This window comes from uncultured Tateyamaria sp. (assembly GCF_947503045.1).
Taxonomy (GTDB): Bacteria; Pseudomonadota; Alphaproteobacteria; order Rhodobacterales; family Rhodobacteraceae; genus Tateyamaria.
On sequence record NZ_CANNCF010000015.1, the window covers coordinates 1 to 22,741 of the forward strand.

Below are 22,741 nucleotides of genomic sequence, written 5' to 3' on the forward strand. Positions count from 1 at the left end.
GAGCTATCCCAAGCAATTTGTGTCTCTGATCGGGGATGAAACCCTGTTTCAGGCCTCGGCCAGCCGTCTGGCGGGCTTTGACAAACCGCTGATCGTGACCGGCTCGGATTTCCGCTTTATCGTCACCGAACAACTGGCCGCAATTGGCATTGATCCCGGCGCGATCCTGCTGGAACCAACCGGGCGCAACACAGCGCCAGCGGTTCTGGCCGCCGCGCTGTACCTGCATGCGCAGGACCCCGATGCGGTGATGTTGGTCTGCCCGTCGGACCATTTGATCCCGGATGCCAACAGCTTTCTGGCCGCCACGCAAACGGCCCTTGAGGTCGCGCAGGCGGGACAACTGGTCACCTTCGGCATTGCGCCGACCCATCCCGAAACCGGCTATGGCTATCTTGAACTGGCAGGCCCCGCCAATGGCGCGCCCGTCGCCCTCAAACGTTTTGTCGAAAAGCCTGACGCCGAAACGGCCGCCAAGCTGGTCGCCTCGGGCACCCATATGTGGAATGCCGGGATCTTTGTGTTCAAGGCCTCGGCCATCCTAGAGGCGTTCAAGGCCCACGCGCCGGGTCTGATGGACCCTGTTGCACAGGCTGTCAGCGGGGCACAGACCGATCTCGGCTTTTTGCGTCTGGCCCCCGAACCGTGGGAGCAGGCCGAAGATATCTCGATCGATTATGCCGTGATGGAGCGGGCCGAAAACCTGTCTGTTGTCCCCTATTCCAGCGCATGGTCCGATCTGGGCGGCTGGGACGCGGTCTGGCGTGAAAGCGCGCAGGACGACCGCGGGGTTGCCACTCATGGCAATGCCACGGCAATTGATTGCGACAATTCGCTGCTGCGTTCGGAAAACGACGAACTGACACTGGTCGGGATCGGCCTGCAGAACATCGTGGCCGTGGCGATGAACGATGCCGTGCTTGTAGCCGATGCCGCACGCGGGCAGGACGTCAAACTGGCGGTGCAAACCCTGAAAGAGCAGGGTGCGCTGCAAGCCGAGCAATTCCCCAAGGATCACCGGCCCTGGGGCTGGTTTGAAAGCCTCGTCATCGGCAACCGGTTCCAGGTCAAGCGTATCGTGGTGCATCCCGGTGCTGCCCTCAGCTTGCAAAGCCATCATCACCGCGCCGAACACTGGATCGTGGTGGAAGGCACCGCAAAGGTGACCGTGGGCGAAGAGGTCAAGCTGCTGAGCGAGAACCAGTCCGTCTACATTCCGCTTGGCGCAGTCCACCGGATGGAAAATCCCGGCAAGGTGCCGATGGTCCTGATCGAGGTCCAGACAGGCTCTTACCTCGGTGAAGACGACATCATCCGCTACGAAGATGTCTATGCGCGCGGACAGGGCGCTAAGGGCTAGGAGCCGCGCGCGGCCCGGTTTCAGACCTGATATCGGCCCTGCATGGCTGCACTATTGTGACAGTGCAGGGCGGATTCCCTCCCAAAGCATACAGAATCGGCAAGCTATTGCTGCATGTGCAAGCGCATTTCTTGGGCATGAGCGCTTAATTGCGGCCACATTTTCCGATTCCACGGCATTCCGGCTTTGCGCATTCAAACCTTTGATTTTGCCCAAAATACTACCATACGGGGCGTTATGTTTTGTTGTTGCCAGCACAAAATTTAGGCGATAAAACGGCATAACCTCGCCAATAGGGAAAATTAAAAATTCTTTAATTGCTGCGCCGCGAAAGTACGAATACGAACGGTCAGGTGAGAACACACAACGCTGCGCTTGGGGGCCTGGACGTTTTGAGACATGAACACTTTTCAGCTGTGGCGACAGAGGTCGTGCGCCCTGTCGAAACAGAACGGTCGAGCTTGTACGCGCGCCGCGCAAAACGTGCCTTTGATATCACCCTTGCCGTGTTGTTGTTGCCGCTGATTGGCCCCATCATTCTTCTGCTGTGGGCGATTACGCGCCGCGATGGTGCACCCGGTTTCTTTGGTCACCAACGAGTGGGTCAGAACGGGCGGATGTTTCGTTGCTGGAAAATCCGCACCATGGTGCACGATGCCGAAAAGCGTCTCGAAGAATGCCTGAACAACTGTCCCGAAGCGGCCAGCGAATGGGCCCTCTATCAAAAGCTGTCTGATGATCCCCGCGTGACGTCCATGGGCAAGTTCCTGCGCCGCACCAGCCTGGATGAACTGCCGCAGATCTGGAATGTGCTGCGCGGCGACATGAGCTTTGTCGGCCCCCGCCCGGTGACACTGCAGGAACTGGATCGCTATGGTCCGCACAAAAGCATCTACCTCAGCCTGCGCCCCGGCATCACCGGCCTGTGGCAGGTCGATGGCCGCACCAACGGCTGCTATGACGAACGTCTGCGCATGGACCGCGCCTATGCCAGCAAGCTGTGCTTTTCGGTCGACATGCAGCTGATCCTGCGCACAGCGCGCGTGGTGGTCCAACCGACCGGGCGCTGATCGCTCGGACGCCCCCCTGCCCTATCTCCAAACTCTGAACACCTGACCACGCGTCAGTTCGCAACTGTTCGCCATGCAATCCCCGTGCTAGGACACCCCCGACGCGCCCTGCGCGCGGGCTGGCAACACGAGACAAGAGTACGAAGACGTGAAAGTTGCGATTGTTCACTACTGGCTCGTGGGGATGCGCGGCGGGGAAAAGGTCATCGAAGAGCTGTGCCGCATCTTTCCGGACGCTGACATTTTCACCCATGTGGCCGACCCGTCGAACCTGTCGGATACGATCAACCGCCACACCATCACCGAAAGCTTCATCGCCCGCCTGCCCGGTGCGCGAAAGCACTATCAGAAATACCTGCCGCTGATGCCCCGCGCCATCGAGGGGTTCGACCTGACCGGCTATGATCTGGTGATCTCGTCCGAGGCGGGCCCGGCCAAGGGGGTCATCACCGACCCCGACGCGCTGCACCTGTGCTATGTGCATTCGCCGATGCGCTACCTCTGGGATCAATACTGGGTCTACAAATCGCAAGCGGGCCGTGCCGCGCGTCTGATGATGCCGCTGTTTGCCCATGGTTTGCGGATCTGGGATGCGGCGAGTGCTGCGCGGGTGGACATTTTTGTCGCCAATTCCGAGTTTATCGCCCGCCGTGTGGCCAAGACATGGCGGCGCGAGGCAGCCGTATTGCACCCGCCCGTCGATCTGTCAGCCTTTCGCCCCGACACGCCCCCTTCCCCGGCACCAAGTGACGCGCCTTATCTCTATGCGGGCGAGCTGGTTGGCTACAAACGCCCCGATCTGGTGGTCGAGGCCTGCACTCGCCTCAATCGTCCCCTTGTGGTGATCGGCGATGGGGCGGCGAAACAGCAGTTGATGGCTGATGCCGGGCCAACGGTCACCTTTCTGGGCCGGGTTCAGTTCGACGCACTCAAGGCCGCCTATCGAAATTGCCGCGCACTGGTCTTTCCCGGCATCGAGGATTTCGGGATCATCCCGCTTGAAGTCATGGCCACGGGCCGCCCGGTGCTGGCCTATGGCAAAGGCGGCGTGCTGGAAACCGTGGTCGAGGGCCAGACCGGTACCTTTTTCGACGCCCAGACACCCGAGGCGGTGATGGCCGCGATCAACGATTTCGAAGCACGCGAGGCCCCCTACGCCCCAGCCGCCTGCATCGCGCAGGCGGAAAAATTCGGGCCCGCCCGCTTCCGCCGCGGCTTTGTCGAGTTGCTGCGCGCCCATGCCCCCGACCGGCTGCTGCCCGCGCTTGATGCGTTGGCCGATCAGGGCAGCGACCCTTGAGGCGCGGGTGACATGCTGAAAGGCAGCGCATTCGTGATGGCCCTCAAGATCGTGGGCGAAGGCCTTGGCCTGATCATGATCATCATCGTGACCAACCTCTATTCAGTCTCTGATGCGGGCATGTTGCTGACCCTGCAGAACAACCTGCTGCTGTTTGGGACCATCGGGGCGCTGGGTCTGGGCACCTGTTTTCACCGCTTTGTGCCGAAGTATTTCGCAGACAAACAGATGCCACATGTGCGGGGCCTGCAGCGCTGGGTCTTTGGTCTGGCTGCCGTTGGCCTGTCGGTGATCGCGCTGGGGCACACCGCAATATTGTTGCTGTCCAACCAGACGCCGGGAATCACGCCGCTGCTTGCGTTATTGGCCTCTCTGGCAGTCGTGGCATGGGGGATCACATCGCTCAGCCGGCAGTTCATGCGGGCGATGGGCCTGACGTTCTGGGCCGAGTTTTCTTATCAGGTGATCCGTCCGCTGGGGGGTATCGTTTTGCTGCTGATCGGGGCGATCTGGGGCGGGACAACCGCGATCATCATTCTGGCTTTGCTGCTGCCCCTGCTGGCGGGTTGTGTGCATGACGCTTGGCGGTCCGGACGGCTGATCCAGGGGCACCGGGGCGCTGCGGATTACACCTTGCGCCCGGACTGGACGGCCTCGGCCAAAAGCTATGCGATCTTCATCCTGTCCCGGGTCATCCTGCAGCGGCTCGATCTGTTTGTGGTCACGATTATGCTGGGGCTCGAGGCGGCGGCGGTCTACGGGCTGACCACGCGGCTGGCGTCGCTTGCCATTCTGGCGGTCGATCCGATCACAGCCGTCTTTTTGCCGCGCGCCAGTCTGCACCACGCCCAGGGCGAGACCGAAAAGATGCAGCACGACATCATCCAAAGCGTGCTGTGGGTGTCGAGCACGGCGCTGATCGTGGCCGTCATCTTTCTGACCAGCGCGCCGCTTTGGATCGGCCTGTTCGGAGAGGTCGCGGTCGGCAGTCAAAGCCTCCCTCTGCTGTTCCTGTTTCTGGCGGGGTATTTCGCAATGGCCAACGGCGCCATCGCCTCGTCCACCCTGCTGATGACGGGGAATGAACGGATTGTCGGACGGCTCAACAGTTTTCTGACGCTAATCGTCTACCCGCCCCTGTTGTTTGTTGGCATCTGGCTCTTTGGTCTCTTCGGTGCGGCGATCGCGACGGTGCTGATCCGCAGCCTGATTGCGGGGTGTTCGGTCTATCTGACAAAACGCAAGACGGGCATCTGGGCCCTGCCCATCCCGACCCTGACCAATCTGACCATCGCCTTTGGACCCATCCTGATATGGATCAAGCGGCGCTTTTGAATAGGCAGGCGCGCGCCAAAGGCCGCAACTCACCGGGTAGGAATTCGACCCCCGCAGTGATAGCATCACAGCGATTTTCAAATATCGCCGCACCACGTGGCCAGACAATGAGACGGACCGGAACACCAATCACATGACGGCGCTCGCATCTCCGATCACGGCACAAGAGGCAGGGCCCGTCGAAAAACGGCTGCCGGGTCACTACGTGGTGACGACTTTTGTTGTCACCTTCGCCTCTGCCCTCTTGCTTGGGGTCAGCCCGGCCATGGCCGTGCCGGGGATTCTGGCCGGTATCTTTTTGCTGGTGGCCAAGGTTGTTGTGACGCCAATCATCCCGCGGGTTGCCTTTCTGGCGCTTCTTTTTGTGCTCTACGCACTGATCAGCGCGATCATGTTCGACGGGATCCGGTCGCTTGGGGTGAGTGGACCGGTCGCGTGGCTCGGGGGTGAGGGGCGGATATTCATCTATTACTGGCCCTTCATCTTTTTGACCGTCGCGCTCTATCACCACACAGCCAATGTGGAATCCCGATTGGAAACCGCATTGCTGTGGCTGACAATCTTTGCCTTTCTGGTGATCGTGGCGCAGCGCTCGGGCGTGGCCGCACTCTATTCCTCGCACCATGCCGCCGGGGCCGTCATGACCTCGCTCGTGGTGTTCAACTATTTCCGCTATCAGAACCACAAAAGCCTGTGGGCGCTGATCTTTCTCGGAATCGCCATGGCCGGATTGCTGGGCACCGGCTCGCGGGCCTCACTGATGGCGGTGATTCTGGGGATCGTGATCCAGCAGATGATCGGGGTCCGGATCATTCAGGTTCTCAAATTCGTTCTGCTGGTCCCCATCTTTATGGTGGGGATGTCGATTGCCTATCCGGACCAGTATGAACGGTTGTCGCGCACCTTTCAGGTGAACCCGATGACGGTCATCACGACGAATTTTGATCGGGCCTGGCAGGCGGACCCACCGCTTGAATCGAGCGAGGCCTGGGCGTTGTCATCTTATGCGGACAAGCAGGGGCAGGCGAACCTCGCCATTCGTGGTCTGCTGTGGGCGCGCGGCGTGGCCGAGGGCTTCAAATCGCCCATCTTTGGCACCGGGTTTGGGCGCTACAATGATATGGGACGGGAATTCAACGACACGCTGCCCCTCGTAGCGGTGGTCACCGATGCGTCTTTTCTGAACGCATCAGCCCATACCAGCCACAATTCGTTCATCATGATCTTTACCGAGTTGGGGCTCATCGGAGTCGCCCTGATCGGCGGCATGTTCGTGATCATCATCCGCACCGCACTGCGGGTGCTGCGCCATCCCAACGTGCGACCGAATGCCAAGATGTGGGCCGGGATAACGCTGGGATGCACGGTCACCCTGATGCTGATCAGCATAACGCAGCACGGGTTCGGGGCGCCGATCTACGGACTGACGCTGATGCAGTTGATCGCCATAGGTTATTGCGTGTCAGCCAGGGAAATCAGGGCATGAATGCCAATGCTGGCCTGGGTTCCGCCCCCCTGCCCCCATACGCACAGGCTGACCGCCTGATTGTTGCGCGCAAGGGGCGCAATCATGCCAACAGCGCTGCATAACAGGCTCTAAGGGCTTGTACGTGGTAAGAATCTGCAGCATTTAGCGCCGGTGGTGGCCAGATGTAGGACTGCCACTTTTTAAACGTCGCGCAATGAAAGCCAGCATAATGTCGAACGACCTCTATCACGTCAAAGAAGGCGAGTATTTCGAAACCATCCGCATGCCTCAGGTCAAGGCATTGGGTGGCGATCTGGGTCGCGTTCTGGACATTGGTGGCGGCAACGGCGCGACATCGCAATTCCTCGTGGACAACAATCTGGCGACCAGCGCCATGGTTGTGGATCCTTACATGACCGTGGAAAGCACCGAAAAGGTGACCATGGAACCGGCCGAGGCGGATGACGCCCTGTTTGACCGGCTAAAGGACAAGGGCGACAGCTTTGATACGGCCATTTTCCTCGACGTGCTGGAACACCTGATGAACCCCTGGGCGGTGCTCAAGGGTACACGCGGGGTGGTCAAACCGGGTGGCCGTGTCTTTGTCAGCCTGCCCAATGCGCAGTTTGTCGGCCTTATCGTGCCGCTCGTGTTTTTCGGGCGCTTTGATTACAAGAAACAGGGCGTGATGGACCTCACCCACATCCGCTGGTTCACCCGCGCCACCGCCGTTGAAATGGTCGAAGAGGCGGGGTTTACCGTCGAAAAGGTGGACCGCGAAATCAACCTGCGACTGGCCACGCTGAACAAGCTCACCTTGGGTATTTTCAGCCGCTTTTTTGCCCAGCAGCACTTTATCCACGCGCGGTTGAAAGACTAGGCATCGCACGATATCGGCCAGTACCACCAATGGCGACAGTGCATCCCTTGACCGGAGGACACCCAAGATGCGGGCACATGACGATATCGACTTTCTGATCATCGGCGCCCAGAAATCCGGCACGACCTCATTGCACGAGGTCATGAAGATGCATCCAGACATCACCATGCCAGTGATCAAGGAAGCCCCGGTGTTCAATGACCCGAACCTGTCCGCAGACGATATCCAGACGCAACTCAAAACTCTGTTTTCGGACGCAGCCCGCGGCACGCTCAAAGGCAAGGCGACGCCACACTACCTGCCCAGCCAGACCGCCATCGACAACATTGCGGCCATTAATCCCGATATCAAACTGATCGCGATCCTGCGCGACCCCGTTGAACGCAGCTTTTCCCACTTTCGCATGAACCAGCGCCGCATCGGCCAAGAGGGTGATTTCGACGCGGAGGTCATGGCTCTGCTGGATGAGGGCGCTTTGGACCATGCGCGCACCCTGCCCTACGACGCGCGCAGCGACGAAGCGCACTATGTCGTCGCTTGGAGCGAATATGGCCGGATGCTGGACCCCTATTTCGCGCGCTTTCCAGCGGCCAACATCCTTGTACTGTCTATGGCCGATCTCGAACAGGATGGTGTTGCACTATACAAGCGGATCTTTGCGTTTCTGGGCGTCGACAGCAATTGGACCTGCCCCGAGATGACACAGGCCTTTCACAAGGGTGGCGACAAGAAGGTGATCAACACCAACCTGATCAAGCGTCTGCCGGTCGTCGGCACTCTGGCCAAGTCGCTGTTCCACATGCTGCCCGAATCCGTTCGGTTCCAGATCGCCACGCGCAACGTGCGCCCCGAAAAGAAATCTGTGCGCGATCTCTACCCGGCGGCTTGCGCACGGCTGGATCAGCATTTCGCGCCCGATCAGGACCGGATCAAGGCCCTCACCACGCAAGACACCGAATAGATCACGGCGCGCGATGCGTGTTGATCTCGGCCACCCAATGTTCCAGTGACCGGTCGATCAGCAGTTCAAGCCGGGCGATATTGTCCAGATAGCGGTCAATCTGCTCGGACGGCAAGTCTTTGTAATAAGACGTATTTTCGACGGTAATTTCCTTATAAAGCAAACGCTGCACCAGCGCGCTGTTCTTGAGCCTGCCCAGCACATTGTGCAGCCCAAGTGCACGCAGACGCTGCGCCACCTTCTTGCCGATGCTGTTGACCCGGGCCGAACGGGCCTTGGACGCGGCCCGAACTTTCTTGGCAATGTCAGGATAGTCGAAATGCTCTGCCCCAAGGAAATCGTTGATCCGCCGCGCCAGCGCCTCGGGATCGTCAAGCAGATCGTCGTACAGGAAAACCAACACGTTTTCGCGCGGAAAACGGGCGTACACATGTTCCAGATCGTCGGCATAACGCCCCTCAAGAAACAGCCCCGCCTTCTGGCTCACATGGCGTTTGAGGTTGGGATCAACCAACCCATGGCGCGCGGCATAAAGGTAGGTGGAAATCACCCGGTCCACGGGCTGGCGCAGGCTGCAGATCAGCTTGATATCGGGATATTCGGCGGCAATCCGGTCGATGGCCTCCCGGTCATGCAGATAGTCGTGACAGATTTCGCCCGCGATCTGGTCTGGCCCTGCGGCGGCAAAGAATTCTTCGTACCAGTCGACGCCCTTGTCGTAGTAGGTCTTGAAAAAATAGGTATCCTTGGCCGTCGGCACGAAAATCCCGGGATGGCGGACAAAGTAGTTGTACAGCCAGGACGAGCCCGCCTTGCTGGCGCCAACAAAGATAAAGCCGGGTTTGCTCATTTGCCCACCGCCCGCGCCGATTTCTTCAGCGCCAGACACAGCCGGATCGGCACAAGGCAGACCGCATAATACATCGCCTTGGTTTTGGCCGACAGATCAAAGGTCTGGAACAGGACCGGCAAGCTTTGGAAATTGATCAGGTTTTCGCTGCGCCGCGACAGCATCCACAAGGGGCTGTCATATTGAAAGGTCACCTCGGTCTTGTGCGCACGGTATTCGGCAAAACTGCATTTGCCGTGGCTTTCGCAAGACAGCGCCATCATCCGCCACCAACCATTGATCACGTCAAAAACGCGGTGCGACCAACTGGTCACACGGATGTCGCCGGCACGGTTCAGCACCACGGGACGGTCAAACCAGGTCACGGTGCAGGCGTCATCAAACAGGATGTTCAGCGCGGCCCCCACATGGTTGAACCAGGTGCCCAGAAACTTTGGATCGGCATGGGTGCGATAAGCGGCCGTGCGAAACACAACCGAGCCCAGAAAGCCCAGCTTGGTCGCACGCTCAAACAGAAAACGGCGGCGGGCGTCGAGGCTGACAAAGTCCTGATCGGCGGGCAAATCGATCACCCCCTCCTTCTGCATCGACAGATCGTCATAGATATAGCTGTACTCGACCAGCATCAGATCAGGGCGCGCGGTCGAAAGCGTCTCTAACAAGGTCAGAAACTGCGCCACGTTCAAACGGTCATCATCGCCGATGGCCAGCACATATTCGGTCTCGGCAGCGGCAAGACAGCGGTCGATATTGCCATCGATCCCGATATTCTCGCTGTTGCGCGTCATCGTCAGGTTGCGCAGATGCGCCTCGGCATAGCTGCGGGTTTTGGCATAGGCCTCTTCGGGACCCTTGTCGTTCACGATAATGACGGAAAACGACGCCGCGGCCTGCGCCTCGGCCAGATCGTCAATCAGCTCGCACAGCTTTTCGACACGCTCATAGGTCGGCAGGACAACAGTCAGATCGGCGGTGATTTTATCGCTCATGTCACCTTCCAGAACCATGTTGGCAACAGCGCCACAACTCGTAAGTGCATCATATCAGGTTATTTTCTGGGTTGAATTAGATCGAAAGACCCGTGTGCAGGTCATGCTGGATGCCTAGTCGATATAGTATTTCGACCCATAGCCCGCGTAGGCCCCGTACTGACCGCCATAGCCATAGCGCTTCATGCCGCGCACGCTGATCTGGCTGAGGACCAGACCGGTGACACGCTGTCCCGAATTGTGGAACATGCGCAGCGCCTCTTCGACCTGGGGTCTGCTGGTCTTGTCCCATTGGACGGTAAAGATGATGGCATCGACCTGTTCGGCGATGATCCGTGCATCAGGCACCACCAGCACCGGCGGCGTGTCGATGATGACCACATCATAGACCTCGCGCACCTGCCGGATCAGGTCCTTGAACTTTTCAGAGGCAAAGAGGTCCGCGGCGTTGACGTTGGTCTTTTCCCCCGCCAGCACGTCGGCGCCAAAACCTTCGCCCTTGAACACGGCTTCTTCCAGCGTCTTGTCGCCGTTCAGCACCGACACGATGCCGTGTTTCGGTACATTCGGGAAATATTCGTTCAGTGTGCGGCGGCGGATATCACCTTCGATCAGCAGCACCTTTTTGCCCAGCCCAAGCAGGTTGAACGCCAGTGACAGCGAATTGGTCGTCTTGCCTTCGCCCGGCACCGAAGATGTCGAAATGATCACCTGCGGCGGGTTGTCGACATTGGACAGCATGATCGAGGTGCGCAGGTTTCGGATCGCTTCGGCGGCGGCAGATGTCGGCTTGTCTGCCAGGTATTTCAGCACCTTGCTGCGCATCGAGGACGGCATGCTGGGGATCTGGCCCAGCACGGAATAGCCGGTAAAGGCCTCCAGATCCTGCGCCGTGCGGAACCCGTTATTGCGCATCTCGCGCAGGACAACCACGACGCTGCCGATGAATATGCCGATGATCGCGGCCAGCGCCAGCACCAGCGGTTTGCGCGGTTCGGCCGGGCGCAGCGGGATCACCGCGTCCGACAAGATCCTGCTGTCCGCCTGCTGGATGCCCTGCTGGGCCGAGGTTTCGTTAAAGCGCGTCAGAAAGTACTCATATAGAACCCGCGTCGCCTCGGCCTCACGGGTCAGCTGTTGCAAAGTGATCAGGTCTTCGCCCTGCTGATCAAGGGCACGGTTCAGCTCGATTTCGGAGCCGCGCAAGGCACGCAACTGCTGGTCCGCGCGCGTCAGTTCGGCCTGCTTGCGCTGCAAGACCTGAGCCAAGCGGGTGTCAAAGGCCTGTGCGATTGCGTCGTCATTTGCTGCACGCTGCAGCAACCGGGTCAGCTGGGCATCTTCGGCCAACTGTACCTGTTCCTCACGCGTCACCGCACCTTCGAGCGCTGCGATGTCGGCGTCCAGTGCGACGCGGTTGGACTCGGCCGTATCGATGCGGTCCCGCAAATCCTTGATTTGGCGCTCCAGCGCTTGCAGGCCCTCAATAGAGACCAATTCGGTCGAGGCACTGAAGGCAGACACTTCCGCTTCGGCCATTTCCAGGGTCGATTGCAGTTCGGACACCCGTTCGCTCAGCCAGATGGTCGCCTGCTGCGTGGCTTCGAATTTCACTTCGATCTGGTTGAGCACATAGAGGTCGACAATTGTATCCGCGATCAGCGCCGATTTGCGCGCATTCTCCGTCTCGACCGTCACTTGAAACACAAGGCTCAGCGGTACGTTGCGCACGGTGACGGCGTTGAGCAGGTTGCTGATGACCGCATCACGCCGCCGTTTGGCCGCATCTTCGGGCGACAGGACCACGGGTGGGTTGTTCAGCCCCAGCACACCCTTAATCTCATCAATGGCCACATCGATGAACTTGGGCTCCTGCATGCCGATGTTAAATTCGGCATCGGTCGTCAGATCCAGTTTGTCGACCACTTTGCCCATCAGGCTGCGCGCACGCAACACCTCAACTTCGGAGTTCACTTCGGACGAGTCACCAGAGAGCCCGCCAACCACGCTTTGCAGATCGACAATCTGCTCCTGATTGGTCTTCAGAATCACCACCGCGGTGGCGCGAAACTTGGGCGTGGCCAAAACATAAGCATAATAGATGCCAGCCGCGATCGCGATCGCCGTGGTCAGCGCAATCAGCCATTTCCCACGCCAAATCGTGCCCAAAAGGGCGCCAAGATTGATCACATCACTGTCAGAGGTGGCGTTCGACTGGCCCATGGCTTGTGACTCGCCAGGCGCGATATTTCTGGAAACTTGCATGATTTTAACTGTCTAAGCCCCTGCCATCGGGTTTTTACGTTGCCCCTGCGGGCCTACTATAGCGCTACGCGGGGGACTGCGACCAAAAAATATGCGGTTTTACGCCATAGGCGGATAGATGCATTGATTGTCCATTGGTTTGCGCTGTATGTACGGGAAAAGCTATGATACGACAAACTATGTTTACTTGGAGGGCTTCTGAGATGCTCAAATCGTTCTACACCGGCCTTGCTGTTACCGGCCTTATGATGGGTTCCGTACAGATGGCAACGGCGCAAGGTCTTGACTGCACGTTGGCCGCAAACGCGGAAGCGGCAGAATGTCAGAACCTGCCCAACACAGAAAATACTGCTGGCGGCGCCGGCAACCCCAACTTCGGCCTTCTGGCCGCAGGTCTGGGTGCAGCTGCCTTGCTTGGCGCAGCTGGCGGCTCCGGCTCAACGACGTCCACGACCAGCACGACATCCACAACGTCGCCTTGATCGCGGGTTCCGGCTCACAGGCCGAACCGAAATTATGAAAAGCCCCTGTCGAATGGCGGGGGCTTTTTGCGTTGGTTAATGGGTATTGGGCTTGTTACGGCGCAGCTCCCCCAGTCGCCAATTGAGCTGTTTCGACACATCTTCCATGCCAGCTTCAGCCAGACAGATTCGCGCCAAATCCCGACTCGTCATGCCGTAGGTCCCAGCGCGGCCATTTTCATTGCATCGCCCCCTGCCCCACACCACGACGTTTATCCTTGCATAACAGACAGTTACTGCATCACAGTCGTAGTACCCGCTCAACCAAAAGATTTCCTTGCCTTAGTCCTGCTATTTCGGGCTATATAGCACTCAATACCAAGAGTAAGCGGCACTAGACCGCGAAAGAGGCTGGCGATGCACGACAATAACTCCGCTTCGGGGACCCATTCAAGATGTGTCTGGACAACCCGCATTGCCACAGCCGCAACCGCTGGGAGGCACTAAAGACAGGCGACATCACACAGGCGCTCCAAAACGAAACAGGGCCAGACGGCGGCAACCGTCCAACCCTGTGAAATGAAACCAAAGAGGCTCATTCTTTTCGCAATCCCAGAATAGCCTCGTCGTGCAGAACCCGCAAGCTTTTGCTGCGCGGGAACGAGGAAAATATGTCTCAAACACTTAGATTTGACCGCCGCAAAGGCTTTGTTGCCCTGCCGGTCGAAGTGCTGGAACTGGACCTCAGTCCGGGCGCATTTCGGCTGCTGGTAGAGCTGTGTCGCATGGCCAATCTGGACGGGTTTTGTTGGCCCTCACTCGGTCAATTGGGTGAACGTCTGGGCCGCTCCAAGGCTGCAATCTCGGGCTACATTACCGCGCTCAGAGATGCCGAATTGATCTCGACCGAAACTCAGACGACCGCAAACGGGTACAACTATCGCCTGCGCTATTGCGTGACTTTCTGGAAGGCCTGGCGGGCTTCTTTGTCGGGGAAAGTGACGGCCGATATCGACCAGAAGGATGAACGCAGCGTTCGGCAGGGTGAACGCCATATGGACTCAAAAAATCATATACAAATAAATCATGATCCTGTGGAGCGGTCCGTTTATTCGGAATTAGTCTCTGACTGGGCCGCTTGCACCAAGGGGGCGCCCTACCCTGCCCTCAAGCATGAACCGAGGCCGGATCTCGTCGCTGCGACGCAAGTCGCGATTTCTCGGAAGGCAGTGAGCAAGTCGGTTATGTCCGCGGATATAGACCGGCAGCTCGAAAACGTCTTTGCCGATTTGCGGGTTGAAAAGGATCAGGCAGCGCAGACACTGGCTGCCAAGCATCTGGCCGGGAAAAACTTGTCGAAGGACGAGGTGGCGGCGCTATGCAGTTCGATCAAAACCGGGTGGCAATCTCATTGGCGCAAGGTTCCTGGTCCGAAACAGCTCGACCAAATGTTGAAATCAGCGCAAATCGTGCCGCAAAACGCCCAGATCAAGCTGCTTGAAGGTTATCTGCGGCGATGGGCACTGGCGCAAAAGACCTTGCGCGCCGCCACGCCTTGCGAGAAGTTGCCATTGCGCTCCGGGGTCCCTGCCCCGCCCGAGGCACCCACATATATCCGTGGATATAATTAACATGGCGTACGGTCAGTTCGAGCAATTCATACGAAACATGACCCGCGTCATGGGCGCGGTGAACACCAAATTGCAGCGTGATCTGACCTTGCGCACCCGCGTGGCGCGCCGCTTTTCCATGACAGAAGTGGCGCAGCTGCTGGCCGTGGACACCACCTATCTGACGCGGCTGTCTGGGGATGATCCGCAATTTCCAGAAGGTGAGCGCACAGGTCGCGAGCGCACGTTTTCGCCTTCTGAGATCATGCTGATCCGGGCGCTGATCGGGTCAAACCCCGGCGCGCGGCGCGAGCATCTGCATTGGCGCAAGCCTGGCGATCCGGTCAAGGTTGTGACCTTTGGCGCGCAGAAAGGCGGGACCGGGAAGTCGCTGAGTGCCGCGCACTTCGCGCAATACATTAACCTGTTTTACGGGCTGCGCGTGGGCATCGTCGACGCTGATCCACAGGCTACGGTGAGCCTGTATTTTGCAGATGAAAGCCTGCCGCTATTTGATCCGGACACCGCAACTCTGGCCGACTTTATGGGCGTGGACGATCCGGGGGCACAGGATGTGACGCAGCGCAACGCCCAAGAGCTGAACGATATCTGGCACGCGACGCCCTGGCCGGGTGTGCGGCTGATCCCCGGTGGCGCCAACATTCAGAACGGCGATATCAGCCTGTTTTTCCTGTCCCAATCGGCGCAAGTGCCGGTCTATCGCGTGCTTAAGGATGCAATTGCCACGTGGGACAAGGGCAACGCGCCAACCACGCGGCCCGAGGATCTGAGGGGTGCGGATGGCGCCTTTGACACTGGCAAATACGCCCATGCGCTGAACGAGACGCTGGATGTTATCGTGATTGACCAGCAACCGTCACTGACGCTGATGCAACTCAACGGATTGATTGCCGCGGACAATGTGGTGATTCCGCAGACGATGAAGGGCTTTGATCTGGCGACGCTTGCGACTTATGTGGCGAATATCGGCGAGTATCTGGAATTCATCATGGGGTTCGAGGCCGATCTGGAGATCGGGGCAGGGGCCCACATGGTGCTGCCCACCATCGTGCAGGAACAGAACGACCGCGATGTGGACCAAATTGTCGACCTGTATCGCAAGGCGCCACGCGAGGTGATGCAGGTCTGGTATTCGCGCTCGGACGCGATTGCGAATGCAGCCGAAGAGTACAAGAGTATCTATGAGTACCTGCCGCCCAAGACCCGGCGTGTGTCGGCGCGGGCGTTCATGGACAATGCCAACGCGGTCAATGACGCGCTGGTGCAGCGGATCTGGCCGGACCTGCCGTCGCGCGGGTTTGCCGATACCTTTATGAAGGAGCGTTGGGACTGATGGCGCGAAAACGCAAATTGAGCGGGGCTTTGCCCGAAGAGGAATTGCCCGCCGTCGAGGAGGCCCCCCGCAAGGGTGCGATGGGCGGCATGTGGGCGGGTTCGGCAATGAACATGCTGAAACAGCGCATCGATTCGACCCATGGGTCGATGATTGATGCGTTGATGGCGGGCACGCTGGCGCTGGAGCTCGATCCTGACCAGATCGTTGATGATCTGGGTAGTGACCGGTTCACCAACTGGGTCGAGGACGAGGATTTCGACCGTCTTGTCGCCAATATCGCGCGCCGTGGGCAGACACAGCCGATCCGGGTGCGCCCGGCCTCGGAGGAGTGGAGCCCGAATGAGGAAGCGCCGCTGGAGACGGACGCGAAATTTGTCATACAGTCGGGCCGTCGCCGTCTTGAGGCGTGCCGCAAACTGGGCCGCAAGGTGCTTGCGGTGGTGTCGACCAAGGCGGGCAATCAGGCGCTGGCCGACCTCGAGGAGCGGTTTCACGAGAACACCATGCGCCGCGATCTCAACGGGTTCGAAGAGTTGATCTCGATCGGGTTGCTGGCCGAAAGCATGTCCGATCTGACCCAGACCGAAATCGCCGAGCGCATCGGCGTCAGCCAGGCGGACGTGTCGCTGGGGCAGGGGTGTCTGACCCACCGTGACGAGATCATGCGCCAGGTCGATATTGAGGCAACGCCCAAGCGCGCCTATCGCGCGATCCTGCCCAAGATCAAACGGCATGAACCGATCAAGACCCCCGACTATGACAAGCCGATCCGCCAGCGCTATGACGTACGCGGCATTCCGATGTCCACAGTGCCGGTGCAGGGGGGGTTTGACGTGTCGATCAGCAAAGCGCGTGTGGCTGAAGAGGACCTGGACGATATGCTGATCGAGATGGCCAAGTTGATCATGAAGTATCAGCGCAAGAAGCCGTGACCGCGGCCAAAACAGGCTCTAATCATGCGCATCTTGACAGTTTGTGGCCGCTGATCTGCGCCAACCTTGCAAATGTCACTCATGTGGACTAAGTTAGCTAGGTAAGGAGAGGTGCGATGCAATTCAGTGTCCATGCGGCCAAAACCCAGTTGAGCAAGTTGATCGAAGCGGCGTTGTCGGGTGAGGAGGTCGTGATTGCCAAAGGTACGCGCCCCGTCGTGCGGCTGGTGCCGATCCGTCAGTCGGGCTTTGCGCTTGGTACGCATCGCGGACATTTCGGCACGCCGCCGGATTTCCTTGAACCGATGTCCGAGGCCGAGGCCGACGAATGGGAGGGGCGGTGAGCGCCGTTTTGCTCGACACCCATGCCTGGGTCTGGTCGTTTTCCGCAGACCATTTGCTGTCACCTGCCGCCCGCGATGAGATTGCGGGCGCGGATGCGGTCCATGTCAGCCCGATCTCGTTCTTCGAAATTGGTCAGAAGGTGCGCATTGGCAAGTGGCCCGAGATGGCGGGGCTGGTGCAGGAGTTGCCAAAAATCCTTGAAGGGCAGGGGGGTCTGAATGCCCCCTTCACCCCCGAGATCGCCCTGCGTGCGAGCCTGTGGGAGTGGCCACATCGCGACCCGTTTGACCGTCTGATTGCCGCCACGGCGATGGTGTCGGGCATGACGCTGATATCGCGGGATGAGGTGTTTGCCGGCCAACCCGATCTGCGGGTGATCTGGTAGGCGCAGTCAGCTGATCGTCTCGAACGTGGTCTTGTCGGCCTCGACCAGCACAGCCGTCAGGTTACCGGTCGCATAGGCGCCGGTGTCGATGGCGATGCGCCCGTTTGCAGCGCTGGGGGCATCCACGATTGTGTGACCATGCACCACCCAGACCCCATCGCTGCGCTGGGTGCGGGCAAAGTCGCGATGCCCCCAATGCAGGGTCTGTACGTCCTGATCGTCGATGCTGCGCGCGGGGTCGGCCCCGGCATGAACGACGGCCACATTGCCCGACTGCCAGCGCGTCGGCAGATCGGATAGCCACGCGACAAGGTCAGGGCCCATCGCCTCTTGCAGCTGGTCGCGTGCCTCCTCAAGCGCCTCGGGGCCGCTGGTGCCGGTGACACCCGAGACACCAAAGCTCGCCAATGTCTGCAGCCCGCCATAACGCAGCCAGCGCGACCCGGCTTCGGTTGGCGTTTTGAGAAAGCGGCGCATCATCTCTTCGTGGTTGCCGGAGAGGCAAATGATGTCGTCCCGTTCGGCCAGCAATCGCAGCACTGCTGCGCTGTCTTCGCCACGGTCCACATAGTCGCCGACGCAGATCACGGGATAGGCCGGATCGAGGTCGAGAAACTGTTCCAACAGGTCCACACGGCCGTGTATGTCGCCCAATGCAATGAATGGGCTTTCGGGGGCTGTTGCCGGAAAGTCCGGACCAGCAACAAATCGCCGAAGCAGCCATTTTATCATGTGTCTTTCTCGGGTAAATGAGGTTGCACGTTGGGTGCAATACGTTTTGACGTCTTTAGGGATAATCGGGCCAAATGTGAAGGCTTGAGCCTGCCCTGGAGATGGGGTGACTGGGAATGGGGAAAGGCGACCTATGAAGCTGCGGTGTTTGGCAGTGTTGTCCTTGGGCCTGTCTCTTGTTTCGGCGGGATCCGGGTCTGCCCAAACGCTATCGCTGTATGGCACGCCGGGATTGGTGGATATGCCGACGGCCCAGGTACTGCCGGACGGAAACCTGGCGCTGACCACCAACCGATTTGGCGGGATTGTCCGCAACACGCTGGCCTTTCAGCTGACGCCGCGCATTTACGGCACCTTTCGCTACAGCATCAACCGCGACTTTTTCGGACAGGCGGTGAATGTAAGTTCGGTCAACCTGTTCGACCGCAGTTTCGATCTGCACTACCAGCTTGGGTTCGAGACGGATCGCCGCCCGGGCTTTGCCGTGGGCTTGCGCGACTTTGGCGGGACCGGGGTTCTGAGTGGCGAATACGTGGTCGCCACCAAGGGTTTTGCCGATGACCGGTTCCGCGTGACCGCTGGTCTGGGGTGGGGCCGGCTTGCGCAGCGCGGTGGGTTTACAAATCCGCTGGGCATCATTTCGGATCAGTTTGAGACACGTCCGACCGGATCGGGCGGGGGGCCCAACACCGGGAACATCGACATTGGCCAGTGGTTTCGGGGCGAGGCGGCCCTGTTTGGCGGGATCGAGTATCAGGCGACAGATCGGCTGAGCTTTCAGCTGGAATACTCGTCGGATGCCTACAATCTCGAGGCGGCAAGCGATGTGGTCGAGATTTCGTCACCCATCAACATCGGCCTCAATTACACCTATCCCAGCGGGTCCAGCATCCGTGCCTTTCTGGTGGGCGGGCGCGAAATTGGGTTTCAATACAGCTTTGTCTTTGATCCGGCCAAGCGTCGCTCACCCGGTGGGTTCGACAAGGCACCCGAACCCATTCTTGGCCGCGACGTGGCGAGTTTCGCGGATATGGAGCTGAGCGACCGGCAGGCCCTGACGGCGGCGCGCAAGGTGCTTGGCGACCGGCTGACCGCCGAAGGGATCGACCTTGAGGGGCTGAATGTTGACGGCGGGCGCGCCACCGTGCGCATCCAGAACAACCGTTGGGACATCGAGGCGCAGGCCATCGGGCGCACCGCGCGGGCCATGGCCAACACGCTGCCCAGCAACATCGACACCTTTGTGATCATCCCGCAGGCGCGCGGCGTGGCCAACAGTGCGGTGACTCTGCAACGCGCAGACCTCGAAGAGCTGGACACGAATTATGACGGCGCCTGGCTGTCGCTGGCCCGCGCCCGCATCGATGACGCCCCGCCGCAAAGCCGCGAGGGCGAGGTGCCGGGTATCTATCCGAAATTCTCTTATGGCCTTGGCCCCTACACCGCCTTTTCGTTCTTCGACCCGAACGAGCCTTTGCGTTACGAGCTGGGCGCACAGCTGAGCGTGACCTATGCGCCGCTCCCGGGCCTGAGCTTTGACGGGCTGTTTCGCCAGCCGCTGACCGGCAACATCGACGATGCCACGCGCCAGTCCAATTCGGTCATCCAGCGGGTGCGCTCGGATTCGCTGCTTTATGCCCAGCAGTCGGATTTCGAGATCAACCGCCTCACCGCAGAATACATGTGGCGCCCGGGCGAAGATCTGTTTGCCCGCGTGACGGGGGGCTATCTGGAAAACATGTTTGCGGGCGTGTCGGGCGAGTTGCTGTGGTATCCCATCGACAGCCGCCTCGCGATGGGGCTTGAGATCAACTATGCCAAGCAGCGCGATTTCGACATGTTGTTTGGCTTGCAGGACTATGACGTGATCACCGGACATGCCTCGGCCTATTACGATCTGGGCAAGGGCTATATCACGCAGATCGATGCGGGGCGTTATCTGGCCGGTGACTGGGGGGCGACGTTCTCGCTGGATCGTGAATTCAACAACGGGTTCAAGGTGGGTGGCTATTTCACCCTGACGGACGTGTCCTTTGATGATTTCGGCGAAGGCTCCTTTGACAAGGGTATCCGGTTCACCGTGCCTGTGTCATGGCTGACCGGCATTCCGTCGCGGGCGGTCTATTCCGAAACGATCCAGCCGGTGTTGCGGGATGGCGGTGCGCGTCTGAACGTGGCCAACCGCCTGTACGGTGTGACGCGGGATTACCGCGCGCAAAACCTCAGCAACGGGTGGGGGCGTATTTTCCGATGACACGTGGCGCGACATTTGCCGTGATGATCCTGGCGCTGCTTGCCGCCTGTGGCACGGCCGTGGACGAGGAAAGCGGGCTGGGCCAGTCGATCAATGCGATCGCTGCACGCACGGGCGAAGTTCAGTTTGTGCCCCGCTTTGCCGTGCTGGTCGAACAGGGCGCGCCGCGCCTGCAGGTGGCCTTTGTCGAAAAGGATCTGTCCGCTGACATCCTGCTGGAACGCAGCGTGGGTGCGTTTGACTATTGGCTGAGCGCGGACGGCACCCAGATCATCATGCAGGACGGGATGTTGCACAGCACGCGGGGCATCGGCGAGGGGCTGCTGGCTTCGGATCTGTCCGAACCGCTGGCGCGGGTGCGCGGGTTGTCGCCCGGCACCTCGGACCGGTTCCACACCTATCTGGACGGCAATGACCGTGCTGTCAGCCGTACTTATCGCTGCGTGATCGTCGACCGTGGCCCGCGCGAGATTGATTTGTTTGGCACGCCGACCGCCACACGGTTGATGCGCGAAAGCTGCCGCAGTCTGGACCAGGAATTTGTAAACTTGTATTGGGTCGCTCCATCCAGCCGTGACATCATCCTGTCGCGACAATGGTCTGGCCCTGTCATCGGTGCGATTTCGACCCGCATCGTACCGAGATGAAGGAGACGTGAGATGCTGAAATATCTGATGCTGACAGGGGCTTTGCTGGCCGTGACAAATTGCGGAGTGGTCTATCGATCCGCTGACGTCCAAACCGGCCCTGCGGATGGCACCAATGTGCGCGTCGTACCGGTCAGCGCCGAAACGGTGGTGCAGGCCAACCGCGCGGCCTATCAGCCCAAGACATTGCCAGCGGTCTTTTCGCTGACAGCCGGGGGCGGATCGACCGGGCGCGGGGCAGGGGCCTTGCCCGAACCGACCTTTGATCTTGAACCGCGTCCCGGGCAACTGGCATTGCGGGTGCCGCCAGCCGTGCCGCCGATGGCCTACGAGATCGGGGTGGGCGATGTTGTGTTGCTCTCCACGCCCAGCACCGGATCGACAGTCGAGGAGCTTTCGGGCCTGCTGGCCGCGCAGAACGCGCGCCAGGGCTATACCGTGCAGGATGACGGGTCGGTCAACATTCCCAATGTGGGGCGTGTGCGTATCGCGGGCCTGACCATCGAAAGTGCCGAAGACGTGCTGTTTCAGCGTCTTGTAGAGAACCAGTTTGACCCTACCTTCAGCCTTGAGATCGCCGAGTTCAACTCGCGCAAGGTCTCGATTGGCGGGGCCGTGGGCAACCCGGCTGTTGTGCCCATTGGCCTCACGCCGCTCTACCTTGGGGATGCGCTGGCGGCAGCAGGGTCTGTCACGGTGCCGGATCAGGATTTCGCCTCGGTGCGGATCTATCGCGACGGGACGCTCTACCAGATTCCGCTGACTACGCTTTATGAACGCGCGGACCTGCTGCGCACGCGGCTGGTCGATGGCGATGCGGTGTTCGTGGATACCGAATACGAGCTGGATCAGGCGCAGACCTATTTTGAGCAACAGATCGCCCTTGTCGGTGCGCGTCAGCAGGCGCGGACCTCGGCCCTGAACGAGTTGCAGGCCGAAGTGAGCATTCGTCGCGGCGAGCTGACCGAGGCGCGCACCAACTACCAGCTGCGCCGCGAACTTGGCGCAGATAATCGTGATTATGTGTATTTGACCGGTGAGGTCGGATTGCAGTCGCGCTATGCCTTGCCCTTTGAACGGCGGGCCAATCTGGCGGATGCGCTGTTCAATGATGCGCGCGGGATCACCAACGAAACGGGTGATATCTCGCAAATCTATGTGCTGCGGGCCAGCCAGGACCCGCGCGAGTTCGGGGCCGTCACCGCATGGCATCTGGATGCCCGCAACGCGGCCAACTATGCGTTAATGACGAAATTCGAATTGCGCCCCGATGATGTCGTATTTATTGCACAACAGCCAATTACTAAGTGGAACCGCGCGATATCGCAGGTTTTGCCGTCGCTGTTGAACACGGCGCGGATCGCGACGAACAATTAAGAACGAAAGGCATCTTTGAAAATGTCCATTACTCCGGTCCTGCTTTGTGGCGGTTCGGGCTCTCGCCTGTGGCCTTTGTCGCGCAAGAGCTATCCCAAGCAATTTGTGTCTCTGATCGGGGATGAAACCCTGTTTCAGGCCTCGGCCAGCCGTCTGGCGGGCT

22 protein-coding genes are annotated in these 22,741 nt (G+C 59.6%); 17 read left to right on the plus strand and 5 right to left on the minus strand.

Annotation, left to right across the window (positions count from 1 at the left end; all coding sequences use genetic code 11):
- A partial coding sequence (locus Q1A89_RS23050; RefSeq protein WP_299734039.1) for a mannose-1-phosphate guanylyltransferase/mannose-6-phosphate isomerase occupies positions 1 to 1,360 on the plus strand: 1,360 nt, incomplete at its 5' end.
- 51 nt (positions 1,361 to 1,411) lie between these two features.
- Here Q1A89_RS23050 and Q1A89_RS23055 read toward each other — a convergent pair.
- Positions 1,412 to 1,723, minus strand: a complete 312-nt coding sequence (locus Q1A89_RS23055; protein ID WP_299734041.1) for a hypothetical protein — start codon at positions 1,721 to 1,723, stop codon at positions 1,412 to 1,414.
- Positions 1,724 to 1,791: 68 nt separating this feature from the next.
- On the opposite strand from Q1A89_RS23055, the gene Q1A89_RS23060 reads away from it, so the two are divergent.
- The 6 genes from Q1A89_RS23060 (at position 1,792) to Q1A89_RS23085 (ending at position 8,374) form a co-directional block, all read left to right on the plus strand.
- The gene (locus Q1A89_RS23060) at positions 1,792 to 2,430 is read left to right on the plus strand and encodes a sugar transferase (protein WP_299734043.1); all 639 of its coding nucleotides are present in this window, start codon (positions 1,792 to 1,794) and stop codon (positions 2,428 to 2,430) included.
- A gap of 148 nt (positions 2,431 to 2,578) precedes the next feature.
- Positions 2,579 to 3,730, plus strand: coding sequence for a glycosyltransferase (locus Q1A89_RS23065; RefSeq protein ID WP_299734045.1), 1,152 nt, complete (start codon positions 2,579 to 2,581; stop codon positions 3,728 to 3,730).
- Positions 3,731 to 3,742: 12 nt separating this feature from the next.
- Entirely contained in the window at positions 3,743 to 5,065 is a 1,323-nt protein-coding gene (locus tag Q1A89_RS23070) for a lipopolysaccharide biosynthesis protein (RefSeq protein WP_299734047.1), read from the plus strand.
- Between the two features lie 133 nt (positions 5,066 to 5,198).
- Positions 5,199 to 6,551 carry an O-antigen ligase family protein gene (locus Q1A89_RS23075; RefSeq protein ID WP_299734049.1) on the plus strand — a complete coding sequence of 451 codons (1,353 nt, stop codon included), beginning with the start codon at positions 5,199 to 5,201 and terminating at the stop codon, positions 6,549 to 6,551.
- Positions 6,552 to 6,747: 196 nt separating this feature from the next.
- Positions 6,748 to 7,413, plus strand: coding sequence for a class I SAM-dependent methyltransferase (locus Q1A89_RS23080; protein WP_299734051.1), 666 nt, complete (start codon positions 6,748 to 6,750; stop codon positions 7,411 to 7,413).
- A gap of 67 nt (positions 7,414 to 7,480) precedes the next feature.
- Positions 7,481 to 8,374 carry a sulfotransferase gene (locus tag Q1A89_RS23085; protein ID WP_299734053.1) on the plus strand — a complete coding sequence of 298 codons (894 nt, stop codon included), beginning with the start codon at positions 7,481 to 7,483 and terminating at the stop codon, positions 8,372 to 8,374.
- A 1-nt stretch (position 8,375) separates the two neighbouring features.
- Here the strand turns inward: Q1A89_RS23085 and Q1A89_RS23090 are convergent, their stop codons facing one another.
- From Q1A89_RS23090 to Q1A89_RS23100, 3 genes are all read right to left on the minus strand, one after another.
- Positions 8,376 to 9,224 carry a sulfotransferase gene (locus tag Q1A89_RS23090; RefSeq protein ID WP_299734055.1) on the minus strand — a complete coding sequence of 283 codons (849 nt, stop codon included), beginning with the start codon at positions 9,222 to 9,224 and terminating at the stop codon, positions 8,376 to 8,378.
- Complete coding sequence (locus Q1A89_RS23095) at positions 9,221 to 10,213, minus strand: glycosyltransferase family 2 protein (RefSeq protein ID WP_299734057.1); 993 nt, start codon at positions 10,211 to 10,213, stop codon at positions 9,221 to 9,223. Before Q1A89_RS23095 ends, Q1A89_RS23090 begins: the two co-directional genes overlap by 4 nt.
- Before the next feature lie 114 nt (positions 10,214 to 10,327).
- On the minus strand, positions 10,328 to 12,436 hold the full coding sequence (locus tag Q1A89_RS23100; RefSeq protein WP_299734059.1) for a polysaccharide biosynthesis tyrosine autokinase: 2,109 nt from the start codon (positions 12,434 to 12,436) through the stop codon (positions 10,328 to 10,330).
- A 245-nt stretch (positions 12,437 to 12,681) separates the two neighbouring features.
- Here Q1A89_RS23100 and Q1A89_RS23105 point away from each other — a divergent pair, with 245 nt between their 5' ends.
- The 6 genes from Q1A89_RS23105 to Q1A89_RS23130 all read left to right on the plus strand — a co-directional run bounded on the left by Q1A89_RS23105 (position 12,682) and on the right by Q1A89_RS23130 (position 17,568).
- On the plus strand, positions 12,682 to 12,960 hold the full coding sequence (locus tag Q1A89_RS23105; RefSeq protein ID WP_299734061.1) for a hypothetical protein: 279 nt from the start codon (positions 12,682 to 12,684) through the stop codon (positions 12,958 to 12,960).
- A gap of 650 nt (positions 12,961 to 13,610) precedes the next feature.
- On the plus strand, positions 13,611 to 14,570 hold the full coding sequence (locus Q1A89_RS23110) for a helix-turn-helix domain-containing protein (RefSeq protein ID WP_299734062.1): 960 nt from the start codon (positions 13,611 to 13,613) through the stop codon (positions 14,568 to 14,570).
- A gap of 37 nt (positions 14,571 to 14,607) precedes the next feature.
- Positions 14,608 to 15,903: an AAA family ATPase gene (locus tag Q1A89_RS23115; RefSeq protein ID WP_299734064.1), complete on the plus strand. Its 1,296-nt coding sequence runs from the start codon at positions 14,608 to 14,610 to the stop codon at positions 15,901 to 15,903.
- Positions 15,903 to 16,838: a ParB N-terminal domain-containing protein gene (locus Q1A89_RS23120; protein ID WP_299734066.1), complete on the plus strand. Its 936-nt coding sequence runs from the start codon at positions 15,903 to 15,905 to the stop codon at positions 16,836 to 16,838. Before Q1A89_RS23115 ends, Q1A89_RS23120 begins: the two co-directional genes overlap by 1 nt.
- A 116-nt stretch (positions 16,839 to 16,954) precedes the next feature.
- Positions 16,955 to 17,182 (plus strand): type II toxin-antitoxin system prevent-host-death family antitoxin, encoded by a 228-nt coding sequence (locus Q1A89_RS23125; protein ID WP_299734068.1) that lies wholly within the window; start codon positions 16,955 to 16,957, stop codon positions 17,180 to 17,182.
- Complete coding sequence (locus tag Q1A89_RS23130; protein WP_299734070.1) at positions 17,179 to 17,568, plus strand: type II toxin-antitoxin system VapC family toxin; 390 nt, start codon at positions 17,179 to 17,181, stop codon at positions 17,566 to 17,568. Before Q1A89_RS23125 ends, Q1A89_RS23130 begins: the two co-directional genes overlap by 4 nt.
- Before the next feature lie 6 nt (positions 17,569 to 17,574).
- Here Q1A89_RS23130 and Q1A89_RS23135 read toward each other — a convergent pair whose 3' ends face one another.
- Entirely contained in the window at positions 17,575 to 18,300 is a 726-nt protein-coding gene (locus Q1A89_RS23135; protein ID WP_299734072.1) for a metallophosphoesterase, read from the minus strand.
- 133 nt (positions 18,301 to 18,433) lie between these two features.
- On the opposite strand from Q1A89_RS23135, the gene Q1A89_RS23140 reads away from it, so the two are divergent.
- From Q1A89_RS23140 to Q1A89_RS23155, 4 genes are all read left to right on the plus strand, one after another.
- A complete protein-coding gene (locus Q1A89_RS23140) occupies positions 18,434 to 20,554 on the plus strand; it encodes a YjbH domain-containing protein (protein ID WP_299734074.1) in 2,121 nt (706 codons plus the stop codon).
- Positions 20,551 to 21,201 (plus strand): YjbF family lipoprotein, encoded by a 651-nt coding sequence (locus Q1A89_RS23145; protein ID WP_299734076.1) that lies wholly within the window; start codon positions 20,551 to 20,553, stop codon positions 21,199 to 21,201. Before Q1A89_RS23140 ends, Q1A89_RS23145 begins: the two co-directional genes overlap by 4 nt.
- Before the next feature lie 12 nt (positions 21,202 to 21,213).
- Positions 21,214 to 22,578 (plus strand): polysaccharide biosynthesis/export family protein, encoded by a 1,365-nt coding sequence (locus tag Q1A89_RS23150; RefSeq protein ID WP_299734078.1) that lies wholly within the window; start codon positions 21,214 to 21,216, stop codon positions 22,576 to 22,578.
- Between the two features lie 21 nt (positions 22,579 to 22,599).
- On the plus strand, positions 22,600 to 22,741 hold a 142-nt coding region (locus Q1A89_RS23155; protein WP_299734080.1), incomplete at its 3' end, for a sugar phosphate nucleotidyltransferase.